General features: G+C 55.5%; 15 protein-coding genes. 4 read left to right on the top strand and 11 right to left on the bottom strand.

Annotation, left to right across the window (positions count from 1 at the left end; translation table 11 throughout):
* Window positions 1–25: 25 nt before the first annotated feature.
* Window positions 26–1,540 carry a dGTPase gene (gene dgt, locus L463_RS14410; RefSeq protein WP_032104204.1) on the bottom strand — a complete coding sequence of 505 codons (1,515 nt, stop codon included), beginning with the start codon at window positions 1,538–1,540 and terminating at the stop codon, window positions 26–28.
* An 82-nt stretch (window positions 1,541–1,622) separates the two neighbouring features.
* Here dgt and mtnN point away from each other — a divergent pair, with 82 nt between their 5' ends.
* The 3 genes from mtnN to L463_RS14425 are packed head-to-tail and all read left to right on the top strand — an operon-like array spanning window position 1,623 to window position 3,770.
* Window positions 1,623–2,321, top strand: a complete 699-nt coding sequence (gene mtnN / locus L463_RS14415) for a 5'-methylthioadenosine/S-adenosylhomocysteine nucleosidase (RefSeq protein ID WP_003856223.1) — start codon at window positions 1,623–1,625, stop codon at window positions 2,319–2,321.
* The gene (btuF, locus tag L463_RS14420) at window positions 2,314–3,123 is read left to right on the top strand and encodes a vitamin B12 ABC transporter substrate-binding protein BtuF (RefSeq protein WP_017383741.1); all 810 of its coding nucleotides are present in this window, start codon (window positions 2,314–2,316) and stop codon (window positions 3,121–3,123) included. Before mtnN ends, btuF begins: the two co-directional genes overlap by 8 nt.
* 23 nt (window positions 3,124–3,146) lie before the next feature.
* Entirely contained in the window at window positions 3,147–3,770 is a 624-nt protein-coding gene (locus L463_RS14425) for a TRIC cation channel family protein (RefSeq protein WP_023295944.1), read from the top strand.
* Between the two features lie 58 nt (window positions 3,771–3,828).
* Here L463_RS14425 and erpA read toward each other — a convergent pair whose 3' ends face one another.
* Together erpA and clcA are read right to left on the bottom strand one after the other, a co-directional pair.
* The gene (gene erpA, locus L463_RS14430; protein ID WP_003856230.1) at window positions 3,829–4,173 is read right to left on the bottom strand and encodes an iron-sulfur cluster insertion protein ErpA; all 345 of its coding nucleotides are present in this window, start codon (window positions 4,171–4,173) and stop codon (window positions 3,829–3,831) included.
* 85 nt (window positions 4,174–4,258) lie between these two features.
* On the bottom strand, window positions 4,259–5,659 hold the full coding sequence (clcA, locus tag L463_RS14435) for a H(+)/Cl(-) exchange transporter ClcA (RefSeq protein WP_023295943.1): 1,401 nt from the start codon (window positions 5,657–5,659) through the stop codon (window positions 4,259–4,261).
* Between the two features lie 177 nt (window positions 5,660–5,836).
* Here clcA and hemL point away from each other — a divergent pair, with 177 nt between their 5' ends.
* Window positions 5,837–7,117, top strand: coding sequence for a glutamate-1-semialdehyde 2,1-aminomutase (gene hemL / locus L463_RS14440; RefSeq protein ID WP_015572714.1), 1,281 nt, complete (start codon window positions 5,837–5,839; stop codon window positions 7,115–7,117).
* A 526-nt stretch (window positions 7,118–7,643) separates the two neighbouring features.
* Here hemL and fhuB read toward each other — a convergent pair.
* The 8 genes from fhuB to L463_RS14480 all read right to left on the bottom strand — a co-directional run bounded on the left by fhuB (window position 7,644) and on the right by L463_RS14480 (window position 18,631).
* Window positions 7,644–9,626 carry a Fe(3+)-hydroxamate ABC transporter permease FhuB gene (gene fhuB / locus L463_RS14445; RefSeq protein ID WP_032673124.1) on the bottom strand — a complete coding sequence of 661 codons (1,983 nt, stop codon included), beginning with the start codon at window positions 9,624–9,626 and terminating at the stop codon, window positions 7,644–7,646.
* Window positions 9,623–10,513: a Fe(3+)-hydroxamate ABC transporter substrate-binding protein FhuD gene (fhuD, locus tag L463_RS14450; RefSeq protein ID WP_003856240.1), complete on the bottom strand. Its 891-nt coding sequence runs from the start codon at window positions 10,511–10,513 to the stop codon at window positions 9,623–9,625. Before fhuD ends, fhuB begins: the two co-directional genes overlap by 4 nt.
* Window positions 10,513–11,310: a Fe3+-hydroxamate ABC transporter ATP-binding protein FhuC gene (gene fhuC / locus L463_RS14455; RefSeq protein ID WP_032103217.1), complete on the bottom strand. Its 798-nt coding sequence runs from the start codon at window positions 11,308–11,310 to the stop codon at window positions 10,513–10,515. Before fhuC ends, fhuD begins: the two co-directional genes overlap by 1 nt.
* Before the next feature lie 50 nt (window positions 11,311–11,360).
* On the bottom strand, window positions 11,361–13,571 hold the full coding sequence (gene fhuA, locus L463_RS14460; RefSeq protein ID WP_032103215.1) for a ferrichrome porin FhuA: 2,211 nt from the start codon (window positions 13,569–13,571) through the stop codon (window positions 11,361–11,363).
* A gap of 204 nt (window positions 13,572–13,775) precedes the next feature.
* Complete coding sequence (locus L463_RS14465; RefSeq protein ID WP_223826492.1) at window positions 13,776–14,723, bottom strand: fimbrial protein; 948 nt, start codon at window positions 14,721–14,723, stop codon at window positions 13,776–13,778.
* A 44-nt stretch (window positions 14,724–14,767) separates the two neighbouring features.
* Window positions 14,768–17,245: a fimbria/pilus outer membrane usher protein gene (locus L463_RS14470; RefSeq protein ID WP_032103213.1), complete on the bottom strand. Its 2,478-nt coding sequence runs from the start codon at window positions 17,243–17,245 to the stop codon at window positions 14,768–14,770.
* A 20-nt stretch (window positions 17,246–17,265) separates the two neighbouring features.
* Window positions 17,266–17,979 (bottom strand): fimbrial biogenesis chaperone, encoded by a 714-nt coding sequence (locus L463_RS14475; RefSeq protein ID WP_032103211.1) that lies wholly within the window; start codon window positions 17,977–17,979, stop codon window positions 17,266–17,268.
* Between the two features lie 43 nt (window positions 17,980–18,022).
* Window positions 18,023–18,631 (bottom strand): fimbrial protein, encoded by a 609-nt coding sequence (locus tag L463_RS14480; RefSeq protein WP_015572710.1) that lies wholly within the window; start codon window positions 18,629–18,631, stop codon window positions 18,023–18,025.
* Between the last annotated feature and the right edge of the window lie 194 nt (window positions 18,632–18,825).

Raw genomic sequence — 18,825 nt, 5'->3', positions numbered from 1 at the left:
TGGTCGTCTTTACAAAACTCATGGCTTATTCAACGGCCATAAGCTTGCGGTATTCATCCCAGGCATACAAATCTGTCATCCCGCTGATATAGTCCTGGATAAGACGACAGCGATAATAATATTCCATGACTGGCCATTGGGAAGAATGGCGATCTATTTTACTGACGGCTTCAATGTATGCCAGCCGGTGGCGGGTTGAAAGCTTCTGATAGAGACGAGATTCAATCGGCAGGCGGCGAACACGTTCATTTTCGACCAGCTCACTGAACTCATCGACCGTCAGCTGGAGCAGCGGGCCATAAATCTCCAGCAACCCGCTGATAACCCGGTATCCTTGCAGCTCCAGCTGTTCGACATCCGGGTGGCTGAAAACATGGCGAACAGCCACGTTTTTATATAATTCAAGAAGCTGACTAAAACTGCTCTCATCTTCCAGCAGGGCGTGATTAAATTCCCCGCTAAATATCATCGGCAAATTATCAATGAAACGGGCGGCCGCATACGGCACCAGTTTATTCAGTGTGTTCACCCGCAAATACATAAAGAACTGATCTTCGGTACTGCGGCTCAGCGAATTTGAACGCGATTTATCCCAGGCATTCTCGACGACCTGCGCAAACAGAGAACCTTTTTCATGCTCTCCCCAGGCATCATGAAGATGCTGATACAGCTCCTCGACGCTGAATATTCTTTTTTCCACCGCGTCTTCCAGATCGGCCACGCAATAAGAAATGTCATCAGCCGCTTCCATAATCCATGTCAATGGAAAACGGCCATTAGGGGTAAGAGACAGTTCTTTACGCAACCGCGCGATGTATGCTTCTTCCGATAAGTAATAGCCCGGTTTTTTCATCAGGTAGCTATGCGTGGCGGGCGTTTCTCCGGTCCACCATGCGGGACGCGTGTATTTAAGAATACAGCCCACCTGGGCCCAGGTCAGATTCATCCGCATCAGGGAGTGCACCAGACGGATCCCCTGCGCGTTACCTTCGAAATGACACAGATCCTGGCGCACCTTACGGCGCAGATCGTTCAGGCTATCTTCGCCTTCACGCAGGCATAAATCGCGTACCACACAGCGGTCATCGCTGAGCGGCTGGCTTATGGCGTCAGAGGGAAAAAGCCGCTGTTTAAACCAGTCATTGATGGCGGCCTCGCCGAAATGACCAAAGGGAGGATTGCCGATATCGTGCATCAGGCAGGCCATCTCAACGATGCTTTCGAACGGCCCGGTCAGTTCATCCAGTCCGTAGATTTCCAGCAGACGTTGCTCTTTAAGGCGGCTGAGGATCTCTTTCGCAATGTAGCGCCCCACCTGCTGCACTTCCATGGAGTGCGTTAACCGCGTACGCACCGCGGCGTTACGCTCCAAGGGGAACACCTGGGTTTTTTGCTGTAACCGGCGGATGGCGGGCGAGTTGATGATGCGTCCGCGATCGCTTTCGAAAATGCGCAGGATCTCATGCTCGCTCTTATCGCCCTGTGGCGAACGGAAACGTCGGTGCCAGTTAATTTTGGTGCGAAAATCGATTGGTGCCATGTGCTCCCCCGCGTGAGAATGCGTTTCCCCTTAACCGCATGATAGACTATGCATCTTAACAAGGCACATCGCGAGTAAATCTATGAAAATCGGCATTATTGGTGCAATGGAAGAAGAAGTTACGCTGCTGCGTGACAAAATTGAGAACCGTCAGACCCTCTCCCTCGGTGGCTGTGAGATCTACACCGGCCAGTTGAACGGTGTTGACGTGGCTCTGCTGAAATCAGGCATCGGTAAAGTTGCAGCGGCACTGGGCGCGACCCTGCTGCTTGAGCGCTGCAAGCCTGACGTTATCATTAATACGGGTTCTGCGGGCGGTCTGGCGCCGACGCTGAAAGTGGGCGATATCGTGGTTTCCGACGAAGCGCGTTATCACGATGCAGATGTCACCGCATTCGGCTACGAATATGGTCAGCTTCCGGGCTGCCCGGCCGGGTTTAAAGCGGATGATAAGCTGATTGCCGCCGCTGAAAGCTGCATTAATGAGCTGAACCTCAATGCGGTGCGTGGCCTGATCGTCAGCGGCGATGCCTTTATCAACGGCTCTGTCGGTCTGGCGAAAATCCGTCATAACTTCCCGCAGGCTGTGGCCGTGGAGATGGAAGCCACGGCCATCGCGCACGTATGCCATAACTTCAGCGTGCCGTTCGTGGTCGTTCGCGCGATCTCTGACGTGGCGGACCAGCAGTCCCACATCAGCTTCGACGAATTCCTGGCCGTTGCGGCCAAACAGTCCACCGTGATGGTGGAAACCCTGGTGCAGAAACTGGCGCGTGGGTAAGGTGTCATTCAGGGCGCTGGTCGCCCTGCTTCTGCTCGCTCCGGCCTGGCTCATCGCCGCGCCGCGGGTGATCACTCTCTCCCCTGCCAATACGGAACTGGCGTTTGCCGCCGGGATCACGCCCGTTGCGGTGAGCAGCTTTTCCGATTATCCACCGCAGGCCGCCCATATCGAACAGGTTGCCACCTGGCAGGGAATGAACCTGGAACGCATCGTGGCGCTGAAGCCCGATCTGGTCCTCGCCTGGCGCGGCGGTAATGCCGAACGGCAGGTGAACCAGCTCTCTTCGCTGGGAATAACGGTAAAATGGGTGGACGCGGTGAGCATCGAACAGGTGGCGCAAACCCTCCGTGACCTCGCGCCCTTCAGCCCTACCCCCCAACGCGCCGGGCAGGCTGCACAGCAGATGCTCAACGACTATGCCGCGCTAAAAGCCCGATACGGCACGCAACCGAAACAACGCGTTTTTCTGCAATTTGGCAGCCAGCCGCTGTTTACTACCGGTAAAGGCTCGATCCAGAACCAGGTGCTTGAAACCTGTGGAGGTGAAAATATCTTTGCCGAAAGCCGGGTTCCCTGGCCCCAGGTCAGTCGTGAGCAGGTTCTGGCACGACAACCGCAGGCCATTGTGGTGGTCGGAAATGCGAGCGAGATTCCTAAAATAGAACAATTCTGGCATCGGCAGCTTAAAATTCCGGTCATCGCACTCAACAGCGACTGGTTTGAACGCGCCAGCCCGCGTATTATCCTCGCCGCAAAACAACTCTGCGCCGAACTGGCAGAGAGTCACTCAAACAGATAAATACCCCCTTCGAGGATTTAACGATGCTCGTGTATTGGCTGGATATTCTTGGCACAGCCGTTTTTGCTATCTCCGGCGTTTTGCTTGCCGGAAAACTACGCATGGATCCTTTTGGCGTACTGGTACTCGGCGTTGTTACGGCGGTGGGAGGCGGAACGATCCGCGATATGGCGCTGGCAAATGGCCCGGTATTCTGGGTAAAAGATCCCACGGATCTGGTGGTGGCGATGGTCACCTGCCTGTTAACCATCATGCTGGTTCGTCAGCCTCGCAGACTGCCAAAATGGATATTACCGGTGCTGGATGCCGTCGGTCTGGCGGTCTTTGTGGGGATAGGCGTGAATAAAGCCTTTATTGCCGGGACTGGCCCGCTGGTGGCGATCTGCATGGGCGTGTTAACCGGCGTGGGCGGAGGGATTATTCGCGACATACTGGCGCGAGAAGTCCCGATGATCCTGCGAACGGAAATCTACGCGACGGCCTGTATCATCGGGGGGATTGTTCACGCCACGGCGTATTACACCTTTGCTGTCCCGCTGGAGAATGCGGCGATGCTGGGGATGTTGGTCACGCTGGTGATCCGTTTAGCGGCGATACGCTGGCACCTGAAGCTGCCGACGTTTGCGCTGGATGAAAATTCAAGATAGGTGTCGTTTATAAGCCCGGTAGCGCTTCGCTTACCGGGCCTACAATCTGCTTTCAGGCTTAAATACTGAACGAAGAACCACACCCGCAGGTGCTGGTCGCATTCGGGTTAGTCACCACAAAGCGCGAACCTTCCAGACCTTCAGTGTAGTCCACTGAACCGCCCACCAGATATTGCAGGCTCATCGGGTCAACCACCAGCGCGACGCCCTGTTTCTCGATAGTCATATCACCATCGTTAACCTGATCGTCAAAGGTAAAACCATACTGGAAGCCGCTACAGCCGCCGCCGGTAATATAAACACGCAGTTTCAGATCCGGATTGTCCTCGTCGGCAATCAGGGTTTTCACTTTTTTCGCTGCTGCTTCGGTAAATTCCAGCGGCAACGCTACGTCATCACTCATCTTATGCTCCCATGAATACTGCGACTGCTATTGGGCAAAAATCACCCAATTCTTTTTGTCATTATCTAATACCCTGGTAATTCATTCAAGTATTCTGCTTCAGGGCCTGTTCAGCTTCCTGTTTCGCCAGGGTACGGGCAAGAATGGTGGAGTATAGCGGTTTTCCACCCAGGAATTGGGCTAATAGTGTCGCGCCGAGACAGGTAATGATCATTGGCAAAATGAGCTGGTAATTGTCGGTCATTTCCAGCACCAGTACGATCCCGGTCAGCGGCGCGCGCAGGGAGGCCGCCAGCAGCGCCCCCATTCCCGCAACCGCAAACGTCCCCGCCTCCAGATGGTAGGCCGGGAAACCTGCCGCCGCCGCCATCCCGAACGCCGTACCCAGCAGCGTCCCCAGTGCCAGCATCGGAGCAAAAATGCCGCCCGGGGCGCCAGAGGAGAAGCACAATACCGTAGTGATGACGCGTGAAATAAACATAAACAGCAGCAGGCCTACGCTGAAATTCCCCGCCGCGGCAATGGGAATCAGGCCGAAACCGCCGCCCGCCGCATTCGGTTCGATAAAGCCGAGGATCCCGCACACGCCGCCAAGCAGGCCTCCCACCAGCACCCATTTCGTGGTATTTCCGCCATGGATGCGCTGAAACATATCCTGCGCCCGTAAAATCAGGGTATTAAAAAGCGGGCCGACGACGCCAAAAATCATCCCAAGAACCAGATACAGCCACAGGGTATTGACCGGCGCATTGGTCAGCTTGCCAACTTCTATCACCGCCCCTTCGCCGTTAAAGATGCGAAAGACAATGCTCGACATAATCACGCCGGTAAACACCGCTTTAATGGAGATCAGGTTGTAGCGGAACTGGGCGCGCATCTCTTCGATGATAAACAGGATACCCGCCAGCGGCGCGTTAAACGCCGCAGACAGCCCCGCTGCGGCCCCCGTCGCCAGCAGCGTATGCCGAGCCTCGGCGCTGCGCATACGGAACAGATCGCCGACCATGCGCCCGACGTTACCGCCCAGCTGTACCGTTGGCCCTTCCCGACCGAGCACCATGCCCGCCCCGAGGGTTCCCATCCCGCCGATAAATTTCACAGGAAGCACCCGCCACCAGCGAACCGGGCGTAGCTCCTCCAGCGCCCCCTCAATTTCAGGGATCCCCGAGCCACCTGCTTCAGGTGCGAATTTACGCACCAGAAAATACCCCACCATAGCAAACAGCGCCGAAAGGCCAAAGGCCCACACCCAGACTAGCCATTCCCGATCGGCAAAGCTGGCGACGGTACCTATGCGCCAGTTGAGCACCGCGTTGACCGCTTTCTCGAATGCGACCCCCACCAGCCCGGCCAGCGTACCGACCACGGCGGCTGCCAGCAGAATGGCTAACGGGGTTTTGTCACGGTTGAGCAGCCGCCGGATACTGACCCGGTGCTTCGCGCGCGTAAACTGTTGTTGTTCAAAAGAAGGTGTGTTCTCGTTCATTACCTGTTCTGTTTCGTCATACAAAAGGCCGCAGGGATTCTACCAGAGACAATCCCCTCGTCCCCTGAAAAATACTTAACAATTGTTAAGCCTTCTGAGGGGCAAAAATTTTATAACCTCTTCCGAATCACTTAGAATAGTTGCCTTAACTTATTTCTACGAACCAGGAACGACGCCATGAGCAAGTCTGAAAACCTCTACAGCGCAGCCCGCGAGCTTATCCCAGGCGGCGTGAATTCACCCGTGCGCGCCTTTACCGGCGTGGGTGGCACCCCGCTGTTTATCGAACGTGCGGATGGGGCATATCTGTATGATGTGGATGGTAAAGCCTATGTCGATTACGTCGGCTCCTGGGGCCCGATGGTACTGGGGCACAACCACCCGGCGATCCGCAACGCGGTGATTGAAGCCGCTCAGCGCGGCCTGAGCTTCGGCGCGCCAACCGAGATGGAAGTCAAAATGGCGGAGTTGGTCACCGAGCTGGTGCCAACGATGGACATGGTGCGTATGGTGAACTCCGGTACCGAAGCGACCATGAGCGCTATCCGTCTGGCGCGCGGTTTTACCGGTCGTGACAAGATCATCAAGTTCGAAGGTTGTTATCACGGCCACGCCGACTGCCTGCTGGTAAAAGCCGGTTCCGGCGCGCTGACGCTCGGTCAACCGAACTCCCCGGGGGTGCCGGCTGATTTCGCGAAACACACGCTGACCTGCACCTATAACGATCTGAATACCGTTCGCGCCGCGTTCGAGCAGTATCCGCAGGAGATCGCCTGCATCATCGTTGAACCGGTGGCGGGCAACATGAACTGTATTCCACCGCAGCCGGATTTCCTGCCGGGCCTGCGCGCACTGTGCGATGAGTTCGGCGCGCTGCTGATCATCGACGAAGTGATGACCGGTTTCCGCGTCGCGCTGGCGGGAGCGCAGTCATACTACGGCGTAGAGCCGGATCTGACCTGCCTCGGCAAAATCATTGGCGGCGGCATGCCTGTCGGCGCGTTTGGCGGCCGTAAGGACGTGATGGACGCGCTGGCGCCAACCGGTCCGGTTTACCAGGCGGGTACGCTCTCCGGTAACCCGATTGCGATGGCGGCGGGCTTTGCCTGTCTGACCGAAGTGGCACAGCCGGGTATCCACGAAACCCTGACGGACCGGACGACGCAGCTGGCAAACGGCCTGCTGGAAGCCGCAGAAGACGCGGGTATTCCGCTGGTGGTAAACCACGTCGGCGGGATGTTCGGGATTTTCTTCACCGATGCGAAAACCGTGACCTGCTATCAGGACGTGGTGAAATGCGACGTGGAACGCTTCAAACGCTTCTTCCACCTGATGCTGGAAGAAGGCGTGTATCTGGCCCCGTCAGCGTTTGAAGCGGGCTTTATGTCCGTGGCACACAGCGAAGAAGATATCAATAACACCATCGACGCAGCGCGTAAGGTGTTTGCGAAGCTGTAAAATGTGCGGCTTGATGCCCTCACCCCAACCCTCTCCCACAGGGGAGAGGGTTCCCCAGTAATTTGAAAGCAAAAGCGATAACGTTGCCTCAGAATAACTGAGGGCTTTCAGCGATACCTCGGTCCGGCTGTAAATCGCTGAGGCGTTTCCTGTAGGTCGGGGCGAGGCGCAGGGATGCGCCGAGAGGGCGGGCTTTACAGGGACGTTTCCTCCGCCCGTACCCGATAAGCCGGAAGGAATAAGCCGAAGGTACCGCGAAGCGGCGATTTTCCGCCGGAAGCCCGGGTCGCCAGGGTGGTGGCGACTGAGCCACCCTGGCACGTTCACCGCTCATGTCGTGACAGAGTAGCAAGGAACATAAAGTGAACGGAATGACCACCAGAGCCGTATGTTCCCCCTCACCCCAGCCCTCTCCCTCAAGGGAGAGGGGGCCGTCTGTGCAGGCATTATTTTGTGTGGAACCCTCTCCCACAGGGAGATGGAGCAAACACGAAAACGGCAATCTAAGGATTGCCGTTTACTTTTATTACCGACTTTGCTTTCTCAACAGATATATAAAGTACGGCGCGCCGATAAAGGTCGACAGCAGGCCCGCCGGGATCTGATACGGAAACAGCACCATCCTTCCGCACCAGTCAGCAAAGACCAGGATCGCTCCGCCCGTCAGCGCAGAGATCACGATATGCGGCAAAGTCCTGCGGAAGCCCATCATACGGGCGATGTGCGGCGCCATTAATCCGACAAAACTGAGCGGGCCGATAGTCATGGTGGCCGTCGCCGTCAGGCACGCGGCCAGCAGCAACAGGGCGATACGCGTTGGCGTCAGCGCCACCCCGACCGCGCGGGCGGTATCCCCACCCAGCGGCAGAATGGTCATCCAGCGACGGCACAGCGGCACAATCGCCAGCAGCACGATCATCACAATCCCGGTATGCACCACCTGACTGCCGGTGGCGTTGTACGTTGAACCGGAAATCCAGGTCAGGATCTGCGCCATGCGCGGATCGCCGCTCGCCTGCAACATCATCAGCAGCATAGTAAACGCGGTGCTGAGCGCCATCCCGGCCAGCAGCATGCGGTGAGGTGAGAACCCCCCTCGCCCGGAGGCGATCAGGATAATCATCAGCGTGACTGCCGCGCCGATACTCCCGGCAGGCATCAGCCAGCCGAACGCATTTCCCGGCACGAGGAACAACATTAACACTACGCCAAACGCGGCTCCGGAGCTGATCCCTAATACTTCCGGGCTTGCCATCGGGTTGCCGGTGAGACGCTGGATAATACAGCCGGCCACCGCCAGCATGACGCCCGCAATCAGCGCGGAGAAGATCCGCGGCCAGCGCCACTGCATGAGTTCATGCAGCAAATCCCCCGTCGCCCAGTGCCAGCCCGTGGCGTCGCGTCCCAGCGAGAGTGCGGCAAACGAGGCGATAACCAGCACCGCCAGTCCGGCAAGGCTGAACCACACCACCGACTGACGTTCGGCATGTACTTTATCGCCGGCATCCATTGCCGGGGCGCTAATGCTGCGCAGGCGCGGCAACAGCCACAGCAGCAGCGGCGCGCCGATCAGGGCCGTCACCGAGCCCGTGGAAACTTCCATCCAGACGCGCGCCAGCCAGAGAATGAGTTGATCGGAAAGCCAGAGGATCAGCGCACCAATCAGCGGAGCCAGCATCAGACGCGCCAGCAGACGGCGCGCGCCGAGCATTTTTGCCAGCAATGGCGCAAACAGGCCGATAAACCCGATGATGCCGACGGCGTTAACCAGTAACGCGCTCAGCACAATCGCCAGGGTCAGGGCCGCCAGACGCGCCAGCGACAGCGCCAGCCCCAGATTGCGCGCCACGCCGTCATCGAGGCCCATCAACGTCAGCGGACGCAGCAGCAGCAGCGTCAGCACCACGCCGCCGAACAGCTGCGGCCACAGGAGCTGGACGATACTCCAGTCGGTCTGGGTGAGCGTGCCGGTACTCCACATAAACATGCTTTGCAGCTGGTCGTGGTGAAACAGCACCAGCAGCTGGTTGATCGCCCCACAGTAGAGGCTGACGACCAGCCCCGCGAGGATCAGCGTGACCGGCGAGAGACGTTTTCCCCAGGCCACGCCAAAGACCAGCGCACCGACCACACATGCGCCTGCCAGCGCGGCAAACTGCGAGGTTAACGCTCCCGGCAGGGTCCAGAGAGTGGTGATGGTGATCCCCAGCTGAGCCCCCGTCGCCACGCCCAGCGTGGTCGGCTCTGCCAGCGGGTTACGCAGCACCTGCTGAAACAGTACGCCCACCAGTCCCAGTCCCGCCCCGACCAGCAGGGAGATAGCCAGACGCGGCAGCAGGCTGTAGTGGAACAGCATTTGCTGAATATTATCGATATCCGGTGCGGCAAACGCGGCTGCCCATTGATCGCGCGGTAACGCCGTGCTCAGGTTAAAGCCGGTTAACATCAGGGCAGCCAGAAAAATGAGCGCTAACAGCAACATTGGGAAACGAGCCATACGCGTGCTCATGCCTTGCCTCCCAGTGCATTGTCCAGCACGCGGGCAAAATGCATTGCCGACAGCGTCGCGCCGTAGAACCATACCGCTGGCGCGCGCAGGAAGCGCTGCTCGCGGACGAACGGCATTGCCTGCCAGAGCGGGGTCGCCATCAGGGTTTGCATCTCGCGCTCGTTCCCGTGATCGAAGCACAGCACGTCCACATCACGAAACGCCGCCAGACGGTCAATACCCACGGCGGTACTGCCCCAGAATGTCATCTCGCCTTCCCAGGCATTGCGAATGCCAAAGCTGTCGAGCACTTCCTGGAACAGACAGTTATTTCCAAAGACAAGCATATGGCGGGCATCCAGCAGGGTTACCATCAGCAAAGGCCGATCGCCACGGTGGGCAAAGCGCGGCTTGAGGGAATCAATCAGCGCATCAAATTCATCGAGATGTTTTTTCGCCTGAGCCTCACGGTTGAGAAACTGCGCCATCTCGTGGATGGAATTTTTTGCCATGGTCAGCGGCTTTTTGCCGTCGCTAAAGGAAAAGCCCCGTCCGGGCGCAATCTTCGCCATGGTCTCTTCCGACGGGCCATACCCCGCAGACCAGAATAAATAAGACGGTTTCATCTGGGTGAGAAGCTCAAGGTTCGGCTCCGTACGCAGGCCAATGTCGATGACGGAGTCCGGCAGTTTTGGCTCATTCACCCACAGGGTGTAGTTGGGAATATCGGCCACGCCGTAAGGCGTCACGCCAAGCGCCATCATCAGTTCGACGGGCAACCACTCCAGCGCCACGATGCGGTGCGGATCGATAGCGGCAGCGCGGGCCGGGCCCATCTTTAACAGCAGCGGTGAGAGCGCCATGGCCGTCAGCAGGCGACGGCGGCTAATGAATGTTGAATCCAGCATCAGTAGACAAAGCTCACGGGTGCAGCACCGGCTGGGTGAGACAGGATGCCCATAGGAATACCGTAGATATGTTCCAGCGTTTCGCTGCGCATCAGTTCGGCAGGGGTACCCTGAGCGATCATTTCACCGCCGCGCAGCGCTACCAGGTAGTCGCAATAGCGTGCCGCCATGTTGATATCATGCAGAACGGCAATCACCGTCAGGCCGCGCTGCTGACTTAAGCGATGCACCAGCGCCAGGACGTCAACCTGATGAGCAATATCCAGCGCCGAAGTGGGTTCGTCGAGCAGCAGGCAGCGGCTGTCCTGCGCCACCAGCATCGCGATCCATGCGCGCTGACGCTCGCCACCGGACAGGCTATCCACCAGACGGTGCGCCAGCGGTTTTAACCCAACCAGCGCGATCGCCTCTTCCACTTTCTCTCTGTCAGCGACGCCAAAACGCCCGAGCGCACCGTGCCACGGATAACGTCCAATCGCCACCAGCTCGCGCACCGTCATCCCCTCCGCCTGCGGCAACTGCTGCGGCAGATAGGCCACCTTGCGGGCAAAGGCCTTACTGCTCCAGCTCCCCAGCGGCTGGTCATCCAGCAATATGTCGCCCTCGGACGGCGGCTGATGACGACCCAGCATCTTCAGCAGCGTCGATTTACCGGAACCATTGTGCCCGATTAAACCGGTCACTTTACCTGCGGGAAACGTCAAAGAGAGCGGATGCAGCAAGGTGCGCCCGGGTACGCGAAAGGAGAGATTGTTAAGCGTGAAGGTGGAGTCGGATTGCGTTTTATTATCCTGCATGTCAGCCAACTTAAATAAAAAGGGCACGGCGAACCGTGCCCATAAAGAGGTTAGAAGCGGAAGGTCGCGGTGGCAACAACCTGGCGTCCTGCTCCCCAGTAGCATGCATACTCGCTGTAGCAGCTGGAGACGTATTCACGGTCAAAGATGTTGTTCACGTTGACACCGACGGAAGATCCCGGCAGACCAAAGCGCGCCAGATCGTATTTCACGGTCGCATCCGCCAGGGCATAACCCGCGACGTTAAAGGACTCATAGGCTTTAGGCGACGCTGAGGAGTAGTACGTCACCGTGTTACCGATGTAACGCGCGCCCGCACCGACGTTCAGGCCACTCAGCGCCGTCTCGTGGAAGGTGTAATCCGCCCACAGGGATGCCATGTTGCGCGGTACTTCTGCCGGACGACGACCTTCATACCAGGTATCATGGGTATATTCCGCATCGGTGTAGCTGTAGGCCGCCGTTACGTTCACGTTAGCCGACACCGCCGCTTTCGCTTCCAGCTCAAAGCCACGGGAGCGAATTTCACCGCCCTGCACGCTAAAGCCGCTGGTCGGGTTCGCCGGATCGGCGGTCAGGTTGTTGTTCTTGGTCAGCTGGTATACCGCGGCCGTCACCACAACAGGCAGATCTTTCGGAACATACTTCACGCCCGCTTCATACTGCTTGCCGCGCGCCGGATCGAACGGTTTGCCGCCCTGGGTGGTGCCAGAGAGCGGTTCAAAGGATTCACTGTAGCTGAAGTATGGGGTAATCCCGTTGTCGAACAGGTAGTTAATCCCCCCGCGCCAGGTAAATGCCTGATCGTTAATTTCCGCGGTGGTCCCGTTATTACGGTTAAAGGCAGACGTTTTTGCAAAGTCATAGCGGCCACCCATGGTGAGTACCCACTTATCCCATTCCGCCTGATCCTGCGCATAGAGCCCGGTCTGCTCCTGGCGATTGAGCATGGCATACGGGAAGTTCACATTGACGTTCGCATTGCCGTGCTGCGGATTGTTCATGCTGATCGGATCGGCGGTACCGTAGTCAGCATCAATATCATTGCGCATACGAAGGTAATCCACCCCCGTCAGCAGCGTATGGTCAACGGCACCGGTCGCGAATTTCGACTGGAGCTGTGTATCAACCGTGAACGAGTTGAGGTCTTCATCTGAGCGCACGTACGCACGGCTGATTTGGGCCGGAGCGATATAGCCATTACCGTAAACTGAACGGTAAAGCGTATTGATTTTGGTATAACGCAGATTCTGACGCACGGTGAAGGTGTCGTTGAATTCATGCGCGAAGCTGTAACCCACCATTTTCTGACGACGGGAGATCTTATTGTCTTCATCGCCTTCGTTGAAATCGGTCGGCAGTTTGTGCGCCTTTCCGTTAGCATCATAGTAAGGCACAACGGTACCTTCACGCGGCAGCCAGCCGTAGTAACCCGCATCCGGATCGCTCTGGAAGTTGCTCAGGAAAGTGAAATCGGTTTTATCATCAGGACGCCAGCTGAAAGACGGCGCAATCGCGTAACGAGTAGACTTCACCATCTCCTGCTGCGCATTTTCACTGCGTCCCAGGCCGGTCAGACGGTAGGACCACACGCCGTTATCATCAATCGCGTCGCTGAAGTCAAACCCAGTCTGCCACAGGTTATCCGTCCCCATTTTGAACTGAATTTCTTTTAACGGTTCCGTGGTTGGACGCTTGCTGACCATACTCACTACGCCGCCAGGGTGGCTTTTGCCATACAGTACGGACGTCGGGCCTCGCAGCAGCTCTACGCGCTCCAGGAAGTATGGGTCCATCGACGCTTCAGAGTAGTTATCCCCTTGCAGCTTCATACCATCCAGATACTGGTTGGTATTCACGGTGCTGGAGGTGGTGAACCCACGAATCGAAACCACATCATAGGTCGTTGAGGCGCCGCGCGTTGCGAAAACGCTCGGCGTGTAGGCCAGCGCCTGTTTAACCGTCCCCGGCTGTTTCATGTCCATCTCTTCACGTGTGACCACGGAAATGGACTGCGGGGTTTTCTCGATCGGTGTATCGGTTTTCGTCGCCGTTGCAGTGCGCTTTGCTGCAATCGTCGGTGCAGGCCCCCAGGCACTCTCCTGCGCAGCCGGTGCGGCAGTAACAGTAATGGTTTCTTCTTTTTTCGGGGTTTCGGCGGCATGAGCATAAGCAGACATGCCGGCAACCGCTGTGGCTACGACGACCGCGATTTTACGCAGCGACGTGTTAATTGGCTGAGCAGTATTGGAAAGCGCCATGATGGATCTCTGATGGAAAAGTGAATGATAACGTAAACGAGAATTATTATTATGACCGCAGAATAATATGCGAAACGTTGGCTGCATAGCAAGCAGTATGCGGCCCTACAAGATTTAAGGGTTTAAGAATTAACCAGATGAAAATAGAGGGTTAATGAAGTTAGCGAAATGATCGCTAAAGCCCGCCGAAACGGGCCGGAGGGCTTAACGATAGAAGAGTTCGAAAGTCGCGACGGCGTCGACTTTCCCGGCTTTAACCTCTCCCGTTTTGATGTAACGGGCTTTGAGTGGGATCTCAACCGGGACGTTGTCCTGGCTACGGGTTATTGCCGTGTAGCTCTGGTCGAACTGTAACACCGCATCGTTCTTGTCGAGGATTTGAATGCCTACGCCGCTTGCAGCGTTGTCTCCGGTAGCAATGTTGAGGATATTGCCATCCGTTACGCCAGTCGACCCTGCACTGGTGAACTGATAATCAATTTTTGTCCCGGCGGCGCAGTCCGTAATATCAATCCTGAAACGACTGTCGGTCAGGATGTCAGAATACTGACCGTTAAAATCGTGCGCATTGACCGTTTCTAGCGGCACGTAGATGTTTTTATCCGCCAGGTTACATGTGTTTGTCGTGATGTGCACACTGGTTGGTGAAAAGCGAATTTCGCCTATCACGTCGTTATCGTAAGTTTCATGTGAGGTTAACAGGGACGTATTAAGATCGCCCTCTTCGACTTCACCAATAACGATCAACTGAGCGGTAGCCCGGAAATTGTAATTCGTTGAAAAGCTTCTGATCGTGCCAAGATAAGTTTCCGGCCTGATAATGTCTTCTTCGGTATAGCTGGGGAACTGGGTTGTAGACGCTGCAACGCGAATGCCAATCCCGGCCACGTTGGTTTTATACACTCCGGGTAAAACATCTTCACGTGCATCAGCATCACTCAATGAGAGATAGCCTCTACGTACCCGAACGGAATCACCATCACATCTTTGCGCAATTTCACCTGATTCCACGCTGGCGTCATAAATAATGGTACCGACCTGAACGTCTGGCTCAAGCTGGATGACAGCGGGAATGTTGAAGGTAACAATTCCCCCGCTACTTCCGCCTCCCGTAAATGTACAAGTTGCGAATGCCGGAGCTGAAAACAGCATGATTAGGCCAGCCATTGCGCTGATGAATAGTTCTTTGCTACGCCTCATTGGCAATTTACCGTCATTTTCAAAATAGTTGCTGAGCGCCCGGGAGGGAGATCCCCCGCCCACGCACACCGTTGATCGCGCCCGTCACCCCACTGCACATTCAGGGAAACCGCTTCATGCAGACCGGTAAGCCAGACTTCTCCTTCATCACCGACGATAGCCGTTGCACTTTCCTGCGTGACAATGGCGCCGAAAGGTACCGGCTTGCCGTGGAAAAGCAGCGTGATAAGCGCACGCTTCCCCACTCGTGCATCAAAATTCGCTGAGATGGCCGCACCTTTTGTTGGGACAACATCCTGGGTAGCGGCGGCAATTTCAATATCTTCACGATCCTGGGTGTTGACCGTAATACCGTTTTTCCGGTAAGCCGTTAGGGAAGGGACAATCGCGTTACCAAAGCGATCGGTGTAGATCCCTCGCCCGTTCTGTACTTTGACGTTATCGCCATCTTTGATATGGACAATGGCAAAGGCGTCGCGGACGGATTGCCCCAGGGTTACTCCATGTTCATGCGCAACAATTGAACCCTGCGCGCTGTAGTTCCACTGTCGGTTATCGCCCCCGTAGTTATACCCCAGCCCGACATCACCGGCAGATCCCCGGTAGCGCCCGGATACACTGCCGCCATAGCCAGTATCTTGACTGGCATAGGTCTGCTGGAGGTTATAGCTGAGGTTATTGTTCTCAAGTGCCGTGCCGCCGATCCCTACCTGATGCGAAACGAATCCACCGCTGGCAGTGTTGGCGCTGTAAGTTGACCATGCGTTCGCTAGCCAGCGTGAAAGAGGTACGTTGACCATCAACGCCATTTGCCGATCGGTATTGGCGTCCGGCGTACGCGTCAGGCTGTAGCTTACCGACCAGGTTATACCGCGCCAGCCGGAGCTTAGCCCCGCACTGACGCTGCGCTCGTGTCCCGCCATGTTCCAGTAATCCTGCTGATAACCATTAAGGTAAGCCGATCCCCAGTCCGAAACGCGTTGGGAAAGATTAACCTGCATGCGGCTGCGCCGATTATTGGTTCGCCGATAGGTATAAATCCCATCGTCAATCTCGCTGTCACGCTGGTCGACAGCTTCCTGAAAGGTATAAAACCCTGAGGTGGAATAACGGTAGCTGGCAAGCGTCACGGTGGTGTCTGTATCCGGAATATCCCTGGAATACTGCGCACGCCATGACATCCCGCGGGCATCATCTCGTCCATCATCAAAAGCCGTACGGGCGGCGGTCACATCCACGGATGCCGATCCGAAACGGCCAAGATCGGCCCCTGTTCCCGCCAGCATAGCCTGATACGACGATGCAACGAGCGCGCCGGCGTATGTTGTTACGCCATAAGGCAGGCCGTAAATGACCGTCCCTTGCAGAAAAGGGGGCTCGTCCTCACCTTCATTACCGCGATAACGCCCTGCCGCCAGCGAATATTTAAATGCCCCTTCCCGCTGTAGCACCGGTACCGATGCGCTGGCCTGGATGAAGCTGTGTTCGCTGCCGTCGGCCTCTTCCACCGTCACCTCCAGATCCGCGCCGGATGTGACCTGGCTTAAATCGCGGATCTCAAATGGTCCCGGAGAGACGTTGCTTTGATAAATGGTGTAGCCGTTTTGCCTGATGGTGACTTTTGCATCGCTATTTGCGATACCACGCACCACGGGGGCAAACCCCTGCTGGCTGGTGGGCAGCATGGAAGTATCCGTTTCCAGCTTCACGCCGGTCATTTGGACGCTGTCGAAAAGCTCGCCGTTAGTGTACGTCTGGCCTATCTCAAGCTGGCTTTGCAGGGTTTTGATATCACGTTGCAGCGTACTGGCGATTGCATCCCAACCGGCGTTGTCACTCCAGGTGCTGTTGTTACGCAACCGCCACGCCCCGAGGTTGATCCCCGACTCCAGACCAAGCCATGCAGATGACGTTTCACCAGAACGGTAGTGCTGCTGAGAGCCGCTAAACTGGTAGCTTGTCCAGGCGGCGGGAGCACCGTCATCCCAGAATTTCGGCTCGATAGCCCCGGCCGCAGCCTGATCGCGGTATTTTTGCGGGATCACCAGCTTGAGGGTCTGATTATCCTGGTCGTAATCGTAGCGGGCATTATCAATAAAATGGGAGATGTCATCGATTATCGCCGCATCATCCAGATCTTTCATGTCCGGGATCGTGTCGACTTTTACCCCTAATGCACGCAGATCCGCTTTGGTCAGCTCCGGTAACAGGCGCTGCTTATCGTCAGACAAGATCCAACTCACCGTGCGTTTATCCAGAACATCCCGATCCCACATAATGGTCGTCAGAAAGTTTCCCGGCAGTAAGCCATTATCATTGATGAAATTTTTTAGCGTTGAGGTGTTTTCCAGCGGAGTGTCCATCTCAAGGATCCGCAGGTTAAATTCGTCATCTGCACTCACAGGCTGGATCATCGCGAGCAGCGCTAACGCGATTCCCTTCAGAACCTGTTTGTAGAGTGGAGATGACGACATAGGGTACCAGCATTGTGTGTTTAAAGAGCCTGCTTGCGCTGGGAGGTTTGCGCGCCGAAATCGCTAATAGCAGTCCACGTCACGGGCCCGTTTGCAGATTGAGGCACAGAAAAATATTGCTCGCTGAAAGGTGCGACCATCATTGAAATCGCCCCCGGCGTGGTTTTTGTGTCAGTCACAGGGACACTTTTCCCGCCCACGGCCAGCTCGCCAAAGGAGACGTAAAACGGCGTTGGGTTTTTCGCAATGAGCCTGTTACCCTGGCGGAGGAACGTGATTTTTTCATAGGCCTGTAGGGCATCGGCTTCTTTCAAATCAGCAGGGCGCCAGAACAGTTTCAGACGCGTTTTCATCGCGAATTGCAGCGTATTCTTGTCTTTTAAGTCAGGTGATAACGCCGAGACGGATTTCACATTCGCCAGAAATAAAGATTCGCGATCTGCGGGCAGATTTTTTTTATCGCCGGTAAAAATGATGTGCAAAAGGGTCTGACGATTTTCCTGTAATTTATAGACAGGCGGCGTAATGATGAAAGGTGCTTTTGCATCGTTGGGGTAACTCACCCAGCTTTGCACCAGATATCGAGTATGAGGGTCTTTATTTTTGAGTGCTATTTGTACTTCGGATTTATTCGATGGATAAATAATTCGCGTGCCACCGAGAACCACACTTGCCTGTACTGAACAGCAAGAGATAATCAAACATCCACCTAACAATTTTAATAAATAATTCATACTACGTTCCAGAAGGCAGCCCTTTCAGGCTGCCAAAATAGATTTAGCGATAAACAACCTCGAACGTTGCAGATGAGGAGTAGTGACCTGCTGTTGGTTTGTTATCACCAACCTGAATAACTTTCGCGGTGTAATTAAAGACAGATGCTGTGGCGCCAGTGGCATCGTTCGCAACATCGGTACCGGCTTCCGGTTCTGATCCGTTGAAAACCACGTCCCCCTTAGTCCCATTTTCATTACTGACAATGATGCCAACGTTGGTCGCATTGCCAGCGCCGGAAAGATCGTTCTTCAGGCGCTTGTATTCCGCATCCGTTGTGGTGCCGCTGAACTTGAGGTTCAGTTTGGCAACCAGCGGATCACATTTTTTCACTTCAATCTTAAAGGCCTTCGACGTCCCGACCTGACCGTCAGTACCAAAATCAGAAGGATAAGTATCTGCAAATGTGACGGTGGAAGTATTGGACCCCGAGCCATCAACATCAATTTCACAGGTATCCGCCACAATTTTTCCGGCGAAATTTACCGTACCAGAATCGTTCGCTGCAAATACCGGCAGAGAGAGTGCAGCCATAAGCGTGCTGGCCAGCACCGTTGAAACAACATATTTACTCATAACAATATCCTTATATGTGATGATGAAGATATCCATTCTTGATATATACAAAAATGTTGGGAAGTCCTCTAAGGAATATCCTGTGAGGTCAGTAAATTTCTGGAGAGGATTTAATCAGATTATTCTTCATCACGTCTAGATCGCAAAATGATAACACCCGAATAATCGGACACAACTTTCTGTTTTAGATGAAAAAAAGCAAAAATTAATAATTCTACATTTTAAATTTA

The organism is Enterobacter sp. BIDMC 27 (assembly GCF_000534415.1).
In the GTDB taxonomy this organism is placed as follows: domain Bacteria; phylum Pseudomonadota; class Gammaproteobacteria; order Enterobacterales; family Enterobacteriaceae; genus Enterobacter; species Enterobacter hormaechei_C.
The sequence above is the reverse complement of the archived record's forward strand: the minus strand, read 5'-3'. Positions and strand labels throughout refer to the sequence as shown.